This window comes from Peribacillus sp. NPDC006672 (assembly GCF_050274955.1).
GTDB lineage: Bacteria > Bacillota > Bacilli > Bacillales > DSM-1321 > Peribacillus.
The window spans coordinates 126,846-141,104 of the sequence record NZ_JBNNOR010000004.1; the positions used below are offsets into that span (position 1 = coordinate 126,846).

Below are 14,259 nucleotides of genomic sequence, written 5' to 3' on the forward strand. Positions count from 1 at the left end.
TTTGATTATTGATTTAATTTCACATTTAAATAAGTATTCTTTAGCTGCTCAGGTGACATATTCTTCGCAATTTCCCTAATTTGTTCATCAACAACATCAATTCTATATTTCCATTGTGAACCTATCGAGGAATTTACTCTTTTATCCCCCAAACCTCCGATAATGTCTGCTCTTCCTCCAGCTATTTGATCTGGATTATGAAGTGCAGCTTTTGTTTCCAGCCATTCTGAAGCTTGCTTTGTCGCATCCGCTCTGGAAAGTCCTTGTTTTCGCAGTTCAGCAATTTTATCTTTAAGTGCTTCTTGTCTAGCCATTTTTTGAGCTGCATTTCCTTCTATTGCTCTACCTTCAGCAATATATCTGTCTCTATTTTTCAGATACTCGTCAACCGTTAATTCATTCATACCTTTTTCTTGGTCTTTTAATTGTCTTACAAACTCTTCGGAGTCATGTTTAACACTTTTTTTAAAATTAACTTCAATTTCTTTTATTCTAGGTTCAACATCTAATTGCTTTACATTCCCCGTACCCCTACCACTAACTTCAGACTCCACTTTCGCCATCGAAATCAACTGTTCCTTCAACCCCGCACCATTAACCACATTATAAGGTACTCCACCTGCCAACGACAGTTGGTTTTTAGGATTGTACGGCAATAGATTAGGAATTGAGGCTAATTCTTTTGCCTTCGTAGCGCCTTTTACTGCAGCGGCTTTTGTTGTGGCTACCCCTGTCTTTGTTACGGCTCCTGCGCCTTTTGTTCCGACTACTGATGTGACGACTGTTCCGAGGGCATAGGTTACCCAATGAGACCTGGAGTAGGCATCGCCATTTACCATATCTCTTTCATATGAATCAGATATTGCCTTTGAAATATATTTATAGGTTTTTATCGGGTGCATGATTGAATTTGCTACGCCTTCAATCGTTTCTCCAGGATCTGTGACAAAATCCCAAACTCCTGTCACAAAGTCTTTCCCTACATCATAAAGACCTACGCCAATTCCTTTTGCAATTTCAGCCGTTTGCTTAGCCGCTTCTAGCTGCAAAACATATTGCTGCTGGGTGGGTCCTAAGTTTTCATACCCGATCTGCTTGGCGATTTTGAGAAACTCATCCGGATCTGTGACATGATCGAGTTGTGCCTTCAATTCTTTGATCCGGCGATTCTCCGCTTCCTCTTTCTTAACCTTCAGATATTCCGCGTTCTCTTTCTTCCTTACTTCTAGGTTTTTATAGGCTTCACTATTTTTATAAGCTGTTGCATTAAAATAGAGAGGGGATACTTCTCCTCCCCTTGTACTGGATGCTTTCAATTGCTCCATAAGTGCCGCCACTGCTGCTTGGTCCTCTTCGGATTTTGCATATTCAGTCGTCCACTTATGATCGATTTTGTTTACTTTGTTTATTGTTTTGGTCCGTTTCTTTTCAGCCTTCTCTATATTCTCTAAGAACACATCATCGGAAAAAGGCTCTAACTGAATGATATCATCAATTTCAGCCAATATTTTTTTCAGATCATCTTTTTGGGCTGTGACCATTTCCTTGGAATTTCGGCTAGCGTTCTCCAGTTCTTCCTCTAAAAAAGGAACCGTAACCACGGTTTCACTGAGGTTAGCTTCGATTGTATCTCCTTGAATTCCACTTAAAAAGGCAACATGCCGATTGATCAGGCGTAGCCAAGAATCCACAACATCAATCTGTGCTTTGTAAAACCCTTTAATGGCCTCTGCGCCTTGACCCTGTAGCTCATCATCCAAATTAACGATACTCTCAAATCCTTTTTTTAATTCAGTGAGCTGTTTTTTTAGGTCCTTATATTGGCCGACACGCGTTTGCATGGCCTGAACTAGTGTTTGAGATTCGTAAATCATAGACATTATTGAAAGTCCTTTCATCTACTTTTATTATAAAATCTTAGAGATTAGCAAGTTTCCTTTTTATGTAATATACTCACTGTTAAATTGTGGATTATATATATTTTAGAAGAGTTTCTTCATTTATTCAAGAATTGAAGGGGTATTCACTAAACAATTACCCTCAAATACCCAGGATTTAATGTCACACATTTTATAAGGTAAAAAGAAAGGATAGATGAACAGTGAGGAATACCTGTTTACATCTATCCTTTTGTACGACATTTTTCGTTAACTGGTTTACTTGAAAATTTCATTGATTCTTTACTTCCCTTATTTCGACGACACCACCAGAAATCGGACAATTTGATCCGAGAAGTTAAACCAGTAATGGGCTTTTCTAGCATCGAACATGAATGACTGCTGTTCATGGAGTTCTGTTCTTTCCCCCTCTATTTCCACTGTTAACTTCCCTTCGATAATGAATAAAAATTCATGTCCGCTATGAGAAAAAGCGCTTCCTTTATTTTCTCCTGGCTTTAAGGTGGCAAGAATAGGCGAAAAAACAGCATCACGAATTCCGCTGGATAAGTTCTGATAATGAAATTGTTCATGATTCGAATCTGAATCTTCTTGGGAGCGGTCCTCAGAAAAAAAGAAACTTGGGTTGACATCTAATGTATCAGCGATTTTTTTTAATGATTCTAATGTGACGCTTGATTTTCCCCGTTCTACTTGTGATAAAAAACTGATTGAAACGCCTGTTTGTTCAGCCAGACTTTTTAATGTTAGTTTTCGCTCTTTCCTCAATAATTTCATTTTTTTCCCGATTGAATCAAAAGGCATACAGATTCCCCCTTTTTTTCATAGTATCTAGCTACATTATACATAACAAGTTTTGATGAATGTTCCGTCATTAATAGCTTATAAAAAATATTGACAGAAAATTTGTAATTATTTAAAATGAAAGAAATCATAAATTGAAGTGATACTTCAATTCCAAAGGGGTGACTCAAGATGGAGAAGAAACAAATGCGGCGAATTTTAGTCGCGAGTTTAGTCGGAAGTTCGATTGAGTGGTTTGACTATTTTTTATATGGGACTGTTTCAGCTCTCGTGTTTAACCAGATATTCTTTGTGAATGAGGATCCGACAATAGGGCTGTTGCTTGCCTATGCATCCTTTGCGTTAGCATTCTTCATCCGCCCTTTTGGCGGGGTGATATTTAGCCATATTGGCGATCGTATCGGAAGAAAGAAAACACTTGTTTTAACACTTAGTTTAATGGGGGTCGCAACATTTGGGATGGGGCTTCTGCCTACGTATCAAGCCGTTGGCATTTGGGCGCCGATTTTATTAATCACGTTGCGCTTAGTTCAAGGTCTGGGAATTGGCGGTGAATGGGGAGGCGCGCTTTTATTGGCCGTTGAATATGCTCCCGCTGAGAAACGGGGATTGTTCGGAGCTATTCCTCAGATGGGAATTACAATAGGAATGCTGCTTGGAACCGTTGCCTTATCTATTATGACAATGCTTCCTGAAAACGCATTTATGACTTGGGGATGGCGTATACCATTCATTTTTAGTGCTTTGCTTGTATTTTTTGGTCTATGGATTCGTAAAGGAATTGATGAAACTCCGTCTTTCAAAAAAGTAAAGGAATCCGGAGAAGTTCCAAAGCTGCCGATTGTAGAAACTCTTAAGCATTATTGGCGTGAAGTGCTTATCGCCGTGGGAGCCAAAGTGGTAGAAACAGCGCCATTTTATATTTTCAGCACATTTGTCGTATCATATGCTACTTCAAATCTCGGTTTCTCACGGACAGCTACATTAACTGCAGTCATGATTGCAACAATTATAACGACGATTTTAATACCATTCATGGGGAAGTTATCCGATACAATTGGCCGCAAAAAACTATTTATAGGCGGAACGATTGGGATGGCACTGTTTGCATTCCCATACTTCTGGTTGCTGGAGCAAAAATCGGTACTGCTATTAATCGTTGCAACAGTGATCGGTTTAGGGGTTATTTGGGCTCCCATCACAGCTGTTCTTGGAACGATGTTCTCGGAAATTTTCGATGCAAAAATCCGTTATACCGGCATCACGCTTGGATATCAAATTGGAGCAGCTCTGGCAGGAGGAACAGCGCCGCTAGTTGCAACAGCTTTACTTGATAGGTTTAATAACTCCTATGTTCCTGTCGCCATTTATATTATTTTTGCATCTGTCCTGTCACTAGCAGCGATTTGGGCAGTTAAGGATCGTAGCAATCAGAAATTAGACGAAACTCATAATAATAGAGCCATGTAATCCATGGTTCTTTTACTTCAAGGAGGACAATTGAATGTTAGTTATAAGTGAAAAGGAAATTCAACAATCATATGGAATGAAAGACGCAATAGCGGATGTAAAGGCGGTATTGCATGCACATGGTGCTAGAAAAATAGACAACCCTCATCGCACAGTACTTGCTTTCCCTCAACACGAGGCATCGGCACTTTACATGCCTAGCGCTGATTTATCTGAAGAAGTTTCGGCGGTCAAAGTCGTAACGATTTTCCCGAAGAATCCTTCAAGGGGGATGGCCACAACACAAGGAGTCATCTTGCTGTCAGATGCAGAAAATGGTGAACATTTAGCATTGTTGAATGCCTCCTATTTAACACGTCTCAGAACGGGGGCATTAAGCGGCATTGCCACAGACTTTCTTGCTCGTAAAGACGCCCGGGTACTCACGATCATCGGAACGGGAGCTATGGGATTTGAACAAGCAATCGGGGTGTTAGCCGTAAGGGACATTGAACGTATTTTATTAGTAAATCGCACACGAGAAAAAGCGGAGAAATTCGGTGAAAAGCTGCGGGCATTCGGAGTAACCGTTCCTTTTGAAGTTTTCGAAGATGTTTCAGCAGCTGTTCGTCAAGCAGATATTATTTGCTGTGCAACCCGCTCGAACGAGCCTGTATTTAATGGCCAGGATGTAAAGCCGGGCACACACATTAACGGGGTCGGGTCTTATTTGCCGGATATGAAAGAAGTGGATCATACCACGGTTTCACGCGCCGCTAAAATTATCGTCGACGATTTGGCGGGCGTGAAGGATGAAGCAGGAGAACTCATACATGCAGCCAATCGGGGAAATTGGTCGTTTAATGATATTCACGGGGAGCTTTATGAACTTGTAATGCTGAACAAAACAGGCAGGGAAAATGAAGAAGAAATTACCTTCTTTAAATCAGTCGGTGCCGCTTACTTTGACCTCGCTGTGGCAAAAGGTGTTTACTGCCAATCGAAAGAACGGAACATCGGGATGGAGATTGAGGTATAACAGAAGCCAATACATTTTGCTATCGCTGAATGAAATAACATACCGATTTTAAAAAAACAGGAGACGTTCAACATGAGACCTTGGACTTACCCCCGTCAGCTAAAAAAAGACTAGGCAACCATCGAGATTCGATATTCAATCGGAGCTCGATGGTTAAGTCGTTTTCCACCCTCAGCTTCAACAGACCTTAATCGATTCGCAACATTCCCCAAAGCAACAATACTCTGTTGTCCTATTACGGCATTTGGTGCCCAAATAATCTAAATGAACAAAAAAATGGATAGTCCCTTTGATTTTCAAAAGGTTCTATCCACTTCTTCTTACAGAAAAATATTTCTTACTTTTATAAAATGCAAGATAAAAAACTAATCCCTTCAGCTTTTACCCATCTTCTTCATCTTCATCCCAGTTTTCTTTTGCCTCTTCAAGACTTTCGATTGAATAGTCTAGGAAATTATCAGCTACCTTTCGACCATAGCCTTCTTGATTATCCCACATAATAACTGGGCATTCTCTATTTTTCATTTTATTAGTATCGAGGCAATAGGCAAATTCATCAATATCTTCTATAACCACAAGTCTATCTATTAAATCATAATACTTTTGATGACCTTTGGTAGCAATTTGTCCGTGCAATACAATATTCAAGATTAGTTGGTGATTTTGGTGAAATATTCGGCTTTACAGGAATTTATTAAGCAGTATGGCGAAGATGATGATTTTACAGGTGGAGTAAGTGAAGACAAAGTAAAAGAAACTGAACAAAAATTACAGGTCTTATTACCGGAAAGTTATAAGTGGTTTTTAAGAAATTATGGTTATGGTGGATTTTTTGGAGTGAGAATAATTGGATATGGTTTTACGGGTCCAGGTAGTAGATTGAGCGTATGGTAAGAGATTCTTCAAGACATTCAAGAACGTGGTGCGGAAGAAATCTTATTATTTGTATCAGATGGTTTAAAGGCATCGCAGATGCCATTCTCTCCATTTATCCAGATGCAAAATACCAAACGTGTTGTGTCCATCTTCAACGAAATATTTCTCATAAAGTACGAATTTCTGATCACCAAGAAATCTGTGACGATTTCAAAACGGTTTACCGTGCAGATAACTTGGAAAATGCACAGAAAGCGCTCCAAGATTTCGTGAAAAAGTGGAAAGCAGTCTATCCCAAAGTCACAAAACCATTAGCTGTAACCCCTTATATACTAACGTTCTATATCTTTCCAAAATCCATTTGGCGTAGTATTTACTCCACAAACTTGATTGAATCCTTCAATAAACAAATCAAGAAATATAGCAAGCGTAAGGAGCAATTCCCCAACGAAGAATCGTTAGAACGCTTTCTAGTTTCACCGTTTGAAGGATATAATCAACGGTTAGCAACCAGGTGCCATATAGGTTTTGACAAAGCTCGAGCAGAACTTGAAAATATGTTCAAAACAAAAGAATAAAAGAGCGTCTACAAGAAAAGGTAAAACTCATTTATACAAAATTATTGACGGTACCCAACACCATAATTGTTATTATTTTCTTCACTATTCAATATATAAAGTTGATAATGTATATTTCAATACTCTAATCTTTCTTAATCATCACCTAAAATTCTATCATCTAGCTTTTCTCTGTCTTCAGCAATTTGTTCATATGAACTAATAAGGTTACTTATATAATCAATTTGAACCTCTCGATTATCTTGAAACAAATGTACAGTAGCCCCCTTACTTATTAAAGACTCCATTGTTTTTTTGAAGTCTTTTAATTCATCTGTATCAAAATAATTACATTCTAGTACCACATTATTATCTTCTATATTTCTTTTAATATCTTGAATACTTGCTCCATTATTCTGTCTGATAATCGATACATACTTTAATTTATTTGAATCATCATCAATTTTCAGTCTCATCTTCACCATAAATTCTTACCTCCTTAAAAGTCTTTAATTGGTATTATAGGCTCACCTGGAATAGTAGTCCTCCACTCTCGAGTAAGCGGTTCATTATTTAATATTCTTTGTTGTTCTTGGTACCAAAATTCTTTAACTCCTTTATCCCTTTTTTTAGCAAATTTCTTATTCCAGATGTAGTCTGCATACTCTTGTTTTGTAATAGTTCTATTATCAATCTTATCTCTTAATTCTTTCATTTTCTTAGAACTCATTTGCTTTGTCATAGTTGGATACTCATTTAAATCTAATCCTTTTGTTCTCTCTGCTATAATATCTTTTGCTTCTTTTACATGAGGAACATCAGAGATTTTCTTACTAACTTCTTCCGTACCCCTACCATTAATTTCAGACTCCACTTTCGCCATAGAAATTAACTGATCCTTCAACCCCGCACCATTAACCACATTATAAGGTACTCCCCCTGCCATCGACAGTTGGTTTTTAGGATTGTACGGCAATAGATTAGGAATAGAGACTAGTTCTTTTGCCTTCGTAGCGCCTTTAACTGCAGCGGCTTTTGTTGTCGCTACACCAGTCTTCGTTACGGCTCCTGCGCCTTTTGTTCCGATCACTGATGTGACGACTGTTCCGAGGGCATAGGATACCCAGTGAGCCCGGGAATACATGAGGAGTAAATTCTTAGTTTGCGTTTTAATGTCTCACTTTTGATTTTAGGACGTTCTTATGTGTAAGTAATCGGTTTTATAGTTCAAAAAAACCTTGACTGAGTGAACACTCAATCAAGGTTCATTAGCTAATTAGTTTAATCTTTTTTATATTAATTATTTTCATTCTTGATTTGTTCAAACCATATCATAGCGATAGAACTTGCAGTTTTATTAGAATCATTTGTATGTACAAGATATTTATAATCTGTAGTCAGTTTATTTGCTTGGACATCATAAACAATCTTAATTTCTGTTGGCATTCACGATCATATTTTCTGCATAATTTAATCAATTCTTTAATGTTTTTTCTTTTATATTTTCTCAACTGCTTTTTGTAGATACACTGATATATCATAAGAAAAATTTGCATTACCCTCTTCATTGACTAATGCATCATTTCTCGCCTAAACTCGTATGTCTTATTTTATTGTGTCCAGAGATGGTATTACAAACAAGAGCTTATGTAGGTAAACTATCATGAAGTCAATTCTTTAAAATGACCTTTTCTTTTTCTGTCCACTTCTCATATGCTTTGCTTTTCAATTATCTGCACATGCTTTACTTTACTTTACTATTGAACTGGTCCCATAAATTCAGTAATAATGAGGATATGTTCTTTTAATTTAACCTTTTTTAAATTCTCTACTTTTTCCGCTCCACCCAGACCTAATAGCGGTGTATAACCAAAACATTCATCATATTCCAACTCATTATATTGTTTTATTGCTTCTGGATAAGGTTGCCAAGATAAATCTTCATCTCTGAATTCTAAGTCAGCAATATTTTGGAAGAAAAACTCAAATGTAAACATAATAGTCTTTACCTTACCGTACCTGTAATTAAGAAATCTAACATATCCATCTGACCAAATAACCAAATCCCCCATGCCAGTAGCAAACAATACTATTGAATTATTATACCTTTCACTACTATCTTCTAAAACCTCTTGAAATTCTTCTGGATTTACACTTTTAAAATACCCTTGCATAAAAGTTCCAAACCCATATTCTTTCCATAGATTTACCATTTCTTCTGGTACTACATGTTTATATTTTTCGATAATTTCATTCGGAACTTTATTATGTAACTTAAAATCCGTTAAATACTTATCCATTCAAATTCCTCCTCTAGTTTGTTAACTTTACATTTAAATACGTATTTTTCCGTTGTTCTTGTGTCATGTTCTTTGCTAATCCATTAATTTTTTCATCTACAATATCAATTCTATATCCCCATTGACTACCTATAGAAGAATTAATTTTCTTATCTCCCATTCCCCCAATTACCTCTGCTTTTCCACCCGCTATCTGGTCAGGATTATGCAGTGCAGCCTGAGATCTAACCATTCCTTGGCTTCTTTCTTAGCCTGAGATAAAGTTAGTCCTTCTCTTTGTAGTTCATTTATCTTTTGTACATAAGCTTCTTCCCTAGCAGCTTGTTGAGCTGCATTACTCTCCATTGCTCTACCTTCATCAATAAATCGCTTTCTATTTTGTTGGTATTCATATACAGTTAGTTCGTTCATACCCTTTTCTTGGTCTTTTAACTGCCTTGCAAATTCCTCTGAATCAAATTTAGTTTTATAGTTTACCTCAATTTCATTAATTCTTGGTATAGTGCTAAATCTTTAACTTCCTTACTATCCTTAACCGTACCCGTACCCCTAACTTCCGACTCCACTCTCGCCATCGAAATTAACTGTTCTTTTAATCCAGTACTATTACATTTATAGTTCCTGCATAAAAAGTGTCATCTCACCCCAATTCTCGTTCTTGTTACCCTACTGCAATCAAGCCCGTACGTTTGTTTACTATCATGAGTTTTGATTCAAGTTTAAAAATCATTCATAAAGCAAAAAAACTTGAAAGGCAGGTAGCCTATCAAGGTTTTTTTGACTCTTTCAGTACAAATAACATTAGAATTATAGAACGATATCTTGATAACCTACCTCTTCTACAACTTCATCTTCAATTTTAATTCCTAATCCATCTTCAATATCCCAAGTGACATCACATAGTAAACCTAGTCTTCTTTTTCCATTATTCCTTACTCTTCTTACAATTAACTCTGTAGGCTTCACTAATCTTTTTAAAGCTAGAATAGAATCGATTTTGGGAGCAATTTTATCTGCTTCTGATTTATTTCCTAACATCTCTCTATATTCTTCAAAATTCTCACTATAATACTCATATATTTGCATTTCCACTTCATCCATTATATTTTTCGTTTCATTTTTAAAATTACGAAAAGCCTCTCTCTGTATATTTGAAAAATTAGCATCTTCATGTCCATCTACACTTAATATTATTTCTATGTCCATATCAAACATTAGAATAGTTGTTTTACCTCTCCAATAGTTTTTTTGATATTCTAATTCTCCAAATAACTCATCATTAATCTTTATCATTCTTAATTACTCTCCTAACTTAACTTTTATGTTATATTCGCCAAATCCCCCCAGATGTTTAAAGACACTATTAATTTTTTAAGTTCATGCCAACTAGATTATTTTTTATCAGCAATACAAAATTATATACTTCTTAAAAGACTCTCACTGAAGTTTATTCAATAGAAAATTAATATAAATAGAGCGATTAATCCTAAGATTAATCGCTCAACCTCACTTATTTTTATCATGTATTGTTCTTATATACTAATCTAACATTTCATCCAAACGATAATAGAGATACTTATAAAAGTCATCAAACTTTTCCTCTCCAACTTCTTCATTAATTGGATCCCAGCTTACAATTGGACACTCATTATTTCGGAATATTGACGTGTCGATACAGTACGCCAACTCACCTAATTCTTCTATCATTACATATTCTTTCGGTAGATTGTCATCTTCATGTGATTTCTCCGTAAATTTGACACAAGAAGGAATATTTGTTTCTTTTGCACCTGCACCATAAATTTCAATTCCAAGTAGTATACCTTCACCATATTGCTCTAAAAACCATTTATAACTATCTGGTAGGATTACATTGAGCTTGTTTTCAATATCTCCTATTTGCTCAACACTGACCCCACCAGTTAAAAATATGGAATCATTATCATTGATAATCTCTATAATTTTTTCTTTTCCCAAATTTTTTTTCCTCCTTTTATGCAATTACAATCCTTGTCTTTCAATATCTAAAATTCTCCACTTCCAATACTCTGATTGAAATTTTTTATAATGGGCATTCAAAACTGGATTATTTCTAAAACTATCTCCATTTTCTAATAAGCGTGGTACCAATTAAACAGACTTTTATTATTTGATTCCTCCTGTAAAGCCGATTTTTCGTCACCAGTGACGGCTGCTATTCCTTCTAGGGCTGGAATACGGCTGTTGCACCCATTTCTGAAGATTCTAGTATACGTTTGATCCATTTTCCACCTAAGATGTAGTGGTTTAGAGCTTCTTCTACTAGCAGTTAAAATACGCTTTCAAAAATTCATAGAATGTAGGCCACGTTTCTTTTAATTCTCCTTTTAAAAGTAGCTCATCTCCGCTCTCAAAATTCACCGTATAGACTTTATCCGTTACTGTATCAAGCACTAATACAGCATTTGCTGACATTTCACTTAAAATTAAATACTTTTTCGGAAAGCCATGCTGTTTTCGGGAAATAAATGTATATGATTCAATATTATTCTCTTCATCTTCGATATCTAGTAACTCAAAAGGTACAAACTCTTCCCAAAAAGGTCCAGCATAATAATGATAAAATTCACGGAATGTATTTGATACATCTACTTCTAAACTATTTAATGCCTCATTTACTTTACTTTTATCTTCACGTTTATAAATGTCCTCTCCTAGAACTTGATCTAATTTCTCAGGCAAATTACTCATTTTTAATTCCCTCCTTAAGCTTCCGTCCCCTTGTTTTCTACTGATGTATGATACCTAGTTGATGCCCCAATAATAGCCCAATGCTTTTTGTTGTGAATGGTCTTTTGGTTTATTAGCAAAAAACACTTGTTGCCTATATTAGACAATCAAGTGCTTTTCTTTGTTTTTTGTCACCCAATCCCGCATTATATGATCCTTCATTATAATACTTTCGGCGTATAGAATTACAGAAGGCTTGCTTCAAGTGCATCACTCAACATAGAATCGAAATTATCAAAGAACTGAACTAAAATTCCTGAGGGTTTATCAAGTTCTACATATACTCTCTCATTTAAGTCATAACAATACCATGCAGTATCAGAATCCCCCCAAAATATGTATTTCTTTTGCCAATCATTTTCATACCAAAGCTCGTTTGTCTCAATAAATCCTTGAACCTCTTCATCTACTTCGTTATCAAGTAGCATTTCATCAACACCATAGATTACTAATCCATTAAAGTCTATTCCATTTACGTTCTTTAGAAATTCAAAATACGAATCAGGAATAATAATGTTTCCTAGTTTCTGTTGAATAGCTTGTTTCATTTTTATAATTTCTGAATTCGATACTGGCTGCCTAAGTGAACCATCATATTGTCCTTCAATTTTTTCTACCTCAATCAATAATTCTTTCCACTGGGGCATATGTACCTCTCCTGGTATCGTTTGTATTTGACATACCTTAATTGTATTAAAAAGGATAAAAGCAGCTTCCTATTGGCATCATTATTTAGATAAATATAGGTTATTAAAGAACCTAGCAAAACTATCTGCAAGGATATACATATTGCCTATTTCGTCCTCTGTTTCTATATCATGTACCCAAAAATATACCTTTCCCTGATACTCGCCACTAACCCCTAATAAAACTTCATTCCCTCCTGGGTCATTAGCAATTGAAATAAAATCTTCCGGTATTTCTCCTTCTAAAACCTCAAAAACTTTAGCTAAATTATTCTTCATATCCCCAATTCCATAAAACTTATTAACTAAATTTTCTCCTTCATCATCAGATATTCTGAAGTTAGATTCTTGAGGATATCCTCCATTGTATTCTAGTAGAAAATCAACATATTGTTTAGGTAGCGTAATATCGTACTCTTGTTCAAATTGTTTTATATCTTGTAAAGAAATCTTTGGATTTTTGCTTCTCATTTTTGTCATACTAACACTCCTATTTCCTTACTTATTTTTTATTATATTTTGATTGACCACCAATGTGTCTAAACTCTCTTTGGATGTCTTTATCTACTAGCACCATAGTAACTTCTTCTAATCTCTTCAATTTGTCCTGATTTTTCTTATACCCTTTCATGACTACATCATCTATATCTGTTACTACATCTGGTAGACCTTCCCCGGTGAGATCATCTCCTTGAGTCCCTCTATAGGCTATGACGATATTTTTTGTCTTATGGTTCACATATACCTTGGCATCAAAACCAGACTTTTTTATATTGGTAAGGGATTTATCAATTTTAATCTGTTCCCAAGCTTCTATTTTCCCATCTATTATTATTTTCACATTTTGAGTTTCTTTTAGATATGCTTCCTTCGTTAAAGCATAATAGGACTTATCACTTACACTCAAAGACTCCCATCCCCTATGCTATAATATCATTATATTGTAATTTTCCATTAAATTGGAAGGAAGTGCAACTATTTGTTAAGAAGATATCCAATACTCTTTCTTCTGTTAACTACATTATTGGTACTCGGAGGTTGTGGTATGAATAAAGCTGAAAAAGAAGAAAAAATCGAAAAGTCAAAAGAAGCAGCAATTGAATTTTATAAAAACTTAGAGGAACCTATTGATTTAGAGGTGACACAAGCAGAATTTTCTACAGAAACGAATGCAACAATCGTTTTTGTATATGGTCATGATAAAGGGAATAAGGATGTCTTGTATCATGCGACAGTTGAAACGGCTGACGACTATGCAGTCCTTAGCTTCGGAGATGATAAAGCACCAAAATAAAAAGGAGCCTTCGGGTTCCTTTAATAACAATAATAAGTATTAAAACCAATTCATAGCCTTAATCTTTTCGCATTAAACTTCGTCAGACAAAACATCATTGTAATCTTGTAATTCTTCCATAATTTTTTTAAATCTGTCAATATTGTTAATAAATTCGTCGTAAGAAATGTCTTGATAATTGAAAATCCCTTCTCCAAATTCATCACTTTCGAATATTCGCACTTCTGCACCTAACTTCAACAAATTATCAACTACCCCTTTTAAATTCTCCAAATTATCAATATCATCCGCATCCGTTTCGGCAATAAAATCTTTGTTTTCAATTTTATTTTTTATGTCTGTAATCCCTAAACCAGTGTACTTTCTTAAGGGAACTACACATTTACTAAATGGACCATTAGTGCTTATTTTAATTGCCATTTTACTCATCTATTATTCTCCTCTCCATTAAAATTCTAATTTGTCACACCTTTAAACGTTTCCCCATGATCTGTGACAAAATCAAGTCATTATCTATATGAGCCGTTTGTTCCTTATTTGGTAGGATACGGAGGTACATGAAACTAAATAAACCAAAAATGGATAGT

The 14,259-nt window shown here is 35.6% G+C and carries 17 protein-coding genes and 3 pseudogenes; 5 read left to right on the plus strand and 15 right to left on the minus strand.

Going from position 1 to position 14,259, the window contains the following annotated elements:
• Positions 1-5 precede the first annotated feature (5 nt).
• Together ACQKKK_RS08315 and ACQKKK_RS08320 are read right to left on the minus strand one after the other, a co-directional pair.
• The gene (locus tag ACQKKK_RS08315; RefSeq protein WP_427615498.1) at positions 6-1,880 is read right to left on the minus strand and encodes a polymorphic toxin type 15 domain-containing protein; all 1,875 of its coding nucleotides are present in this window, start codon (positions 1,878-1,880) and stop codon (positions 6-8) included.
• A 309-nt stretch (positions 1,881-2,189) separates the two neighbouring features.
• Positions 2,190-2,702 (minus strand): helix-turn-helix domain-containing protein, encoded by a 513-nt coding sequence (locus tag ACQKKK_RS08320; protein ID WP_427615500.1) that lies wholly within the window; start codon positions 2,700-2,702, stop codon positions 2,190-2,192.
• A gap of 171 nt (positions 2,703-2,873) precedes the next feature.
• Here ACQKKK_RS08320 and ACQKKK_RS08325 point away from each other — a divergent pair, with 171 nt between their 5' ends.
• Both ACQKKK_RS08325 and ACQKKK_RS08330 read left to right on the plus strand, forming a co-directional pair.
• Positions 2,874-4,172, plus strand: coding sequence for an MFS transporter (locus tag ACQKKK_RS08325; RefSeq protein ID WP_427615502.1), 1,299 nt, complete (start codon positions 2,874-2,876; stop codon positions 4,170-4,172).
• A gap of 34 nt (positions 4,173-4,206) precedes the next feature.
• Positions 4,207-5,190, plus strand: a complete 984-nt coding sequence (locus tag ACQKKK_RS08330; RefSeq protein ID WP_427615504.1) for an ornithine cyclodeaminase family protein — start codon at positions 4,207-4,209, stop codon at positions 5,188-5,190.
• A gap of 381 nt (positions 5,191-5,571) precedes the next feature.
• Here the strand turns inward: ACQKKK_RS08330 and ACQKKK_RS08335 are convergent.
• Positions 5,572-5,808 (minus strand): annotated as a pseudogene (locus ACQKKK_RS08335) (SMI1/KNR4 family protein); the annotation flags it as partial.
• 48 nt (positions 5,809-5,856) lie between these two features.
• Here ACQKKK_RS08335 and ACQKKK_RS08340 point away from each other — a divergent pair.
• Both ACQKKK_RS08340 and ACQKKK_RS08345 read left to right on the plus strand, forming a co-directional pair.
• Positions 5,857-6,084, plus strand: a complete 228-nt coding sequence (locus tag ACQKKK_RS08340; RefSeq protein WP_427615506.1) for an SMI1/KNR4 family protein — start codon at positions 5,857-5,859, stop codon at positions 6,082-6,084.
• A pseudogene (locus ACQKKK_RS08345) lies at positions 6,085-6,644 on the plus strand (IS256 family transposase); the annotation flags it as partial.
• A 134-nt stretch (positions 6,645-6,778) separates the two neighbouring features.
• Here the strand turns inward: ACQKKK_RS08345 and ACQKKK_RS08350 are convergent.
• From ACQKKK_RS08350 to ACQKKK_RS08400, 11 genes and pseudogenes are all read right to left on the minus strand, one after another.
• Positions 6,779-7,108 carry a hypothetical protein gene (locus ACQKKK_RS08350; protein ID WP_427615508.1) on the minus strand — a complete coding sequence of 110 codons (330 nt, stop codon included), beginning with the start codon at positions 7,106-7,108 and terminating at the stop codon, positions 6,779-6,781.
• Between the two features lie 14 nt (positions 7,109-7,122).
• Positions 7,123-7,713, minus strand: coding sequence for a hypothetical protein (locus ACQKKK_RS08355; protein ID WP_427615510.1), 591 nt, complete (start codon positions 7,711-7,713; stop codon positions 7,123-7,125).
• A gap of 667 nt (positions 7,714-8,380) precedes the next feature.
• Entirely contained in the window at positions 8,381-8,923 is a 543-nt protein-coding gene (locus tag ACQKKK_RS08360) for a T6SS immunity protein Tdi1 domain-containing protein (protein ID WP_427615512.1), read from the minus strand.
• Positions 8,924-8,936: 13 nt separating this feature from the next.
• Positions 8,937-9,406, minus strand: a pseudogene (locus ACQKKK_RS08365) (polymorphic toxin type 15 domain-containing protein).
• 324 nt (positions 9,407-9,730) lie between these two features.
• On the minus strand, positions 9,731-10,216 hold the full coding sequence (locus ACQKKK_RS08370; RefSeq protein ID WP_427615514.1) for a DUF6985 domain-containing protein: 486 nt from the start codon (positions 10,214-10,216) through the stop codon (positions 9,731-9,733).
• A 246-nt stretch (positions 10,217-10,462) separates the two neighbouring features.
• Positions 10,463-10,900 (minus strand): SMI1/KNR4 family protein, encoded by a 438-nt coding sequence (locus ACQKKK_RS08375; protein ID WP_427615516.1) that lies wholly within the window; start codon positions 10,898-10,900, stop codon positions 10,463-10,465.
• 134 nt (positions 10,901-11,034) lie between these two features.
• Complete coding sequence (locus tag ACQKKK_RS08380) at positions 11,035-11,187, minus strand: hypothetical protein (RefSeq protein WP_427615518.1); 153 nt, start codon at positions 11,185-11,187, stop codon at positions 11,035-11,037.
• Between the two features lie 37 nt (positions 11,188-11,224).
• Complete coding sequence (locus ACQKKK_RS08385; protein ID WP_427615520.1) at positions 11,225-11,653, minus strand: SMI1/KNR4 family protein; 429 nt, start codon at positions 11,651-11,653, stop codon at positions 11,225-11,227.
• A gap of 224 nt (positions 11,654-11,877) precedes the next feature.
• The gene (locus ACQKKK_RS08390) at positions 11,878-12,339 is read right to left on the minus strand and encodes a YrhA family protein (protein WP_427615522.1); all 462 of its coding nucleotides are present in this window, start codon (positions 12,337-12,339) and stop codon (positions 11,878-11,880) included.
• An 81-nt stretch (positions 12,340-12,420) separates the two neighbouring features.
• Positions 12,421-12,858: an SMI1/KNR4 family protein gene (locus ACQKKK_RS08395; protein WP_427615524.1), complete on the minus strand. Its 438-nt coding sequence runs from the start codon at positions 12,856-12,858 to the stop codon at positions 12,421-12,423.
• A gap of 22 nt (positions 12,859-12,880) precedes the next feature.
• The gene (locus ACQKKK_RS08400) at positions 12,881-13,285 is read right to left on the minus strand and encodes a hypothetical protein (protein ID WP_427615525.1); all 405 of its coding nucleotides are present in this window, start codon (positions 13,283-13,285) and stop codon (positions 12,881-12,883) included.
• Between the two features lie 138 nt (positions 13,286-13,423).
• Here ACQKKK_RS08400 and ACQKKK_RS08405 point away from each other — a divergent pair, with 138 nt between their 5' ends.
• A complete protein-coding gene (locus ACQKKK_RS08405; protein WP_427615527.1) occupies positions 13,424-13,672 on the plus strand; it encodes a hypothetical protein in 249 nt (82 codons plus the stop codon).
• A 72-nt stretch (positions 13,673-13,744) separates the two neighbouring features.
• Here ACQKKK_RS08405 and ACQKKK_RS08410 read toward each other — a convergent pair whose 3' ends face one another.
• A complete protein-coding gene (locus tag ACQKKK_RS08410; protein ID WP_427615529.1) occupies positions 13,745-14,101 on the minus strand; it encodes a hypothetical protein in 357 nt (118 codons plus the stop codon).
• Positions 14,102-14,259: the final 158 nt, after the last annotated feature.

Excerpts from the sequence above, each read along its gene's own strand:
- ACQKKK_RS08370 (WP_427615514.1), bottom strand. The coding sequence starts at position 10,216 with ATGATAAAGATTAATGATGAGTTATTTGGAGAATTAGAATATCAAAAA.
- ACQKKK_RS08325 (WP_427615502.1), top strand. The coding sequence starts at position 2,874 with ATGGAGAAGAAACAAATGCGGCGAATTTTAGTCGCGAGTTTAGTCGGA.
- ACQKKK_RS08410 (WP_427615529.1), bottom strand. The coding sequence starts at position 14,101 with ATGAGTAAAATGGCAATTAAAATAAGCACTAATGGTCCATTTAGTAAA.
- ACQKKK_RS08395 (WP_427615524.1), bottom strand. The coding sequence starts at position 12,858 with ATGACAAAAATGAGAAGCAAAAATCCAAAGATTTCTTTACAAGATATA.
- ACQKKK_RS08390 (WP_427615522.1), bottom strand. The coding sequence starts at position 12,339 with ATGCCCCAGTGGAAAGAATTATTGATTGAGGTAGAAAAAATTGAAGGA.
- ACQKKK_RS08380 (WP_427615518.1), bottom strand. The coding sequence starts at position 11,187 with ATGGATCAAACGTATACTAGAATCTTCAGAAATGGGTGCAACAGCCGT.
- ACQKKK_RS08385 (WP_427615520.1), bottom strand. The coding sequence starts at position 11,653 with ATGAGTAATTTGCCTGAGAAATTAGATCAAGTTCTAGGAGAGGACATT.
- ACQKKK_RS08315 (WP_427615498.1), bottom strand. The coding sequence starts at position 1,880 with ATGTCTATGATTTACGAATCTCAAACACTAGTTCAGGCCATGCAAACG.
- ACQKKK_RS08350 (WP_427615508.1), bottom strand. The coding sequence starts at position 7,108 with ATGGTGAAGATGAGACTGAAAATTGATGATGATTCAAATAAATTAAAG.
- ACQKKK_RS08405 (WP_427615527.1), top strand. The coding sequence starts at position 13,424 with ATGAATAAAGCTGAAAAAGAAGAAAAAATCGAAAAGTCAAAAGAAGCA.
- ACQKKK_RS08360 (WP_427615512.1), bottom strand. The coding sequence starts at position 8,923 with ATGGATAAGTATTTAACGGATTTTAAGTTACATAATAAAGTTCCGAAT.
- ACQKKK_RS08330 (WP_427615504.1), top strand. The coding sequence starts at position 4,207 with ATGTTAGTTATAAGTGAAAAGGAAATTCAACAATCATATGGAATGAAA.
- ACQKKK_RS08320 (WP_427615500.1), bottom strand. The coding sequence starts at position 2,702 with ATGCCTTTTGATTCAATCGGGAAAAAAATGAAATTATTGAGGAAAGAG.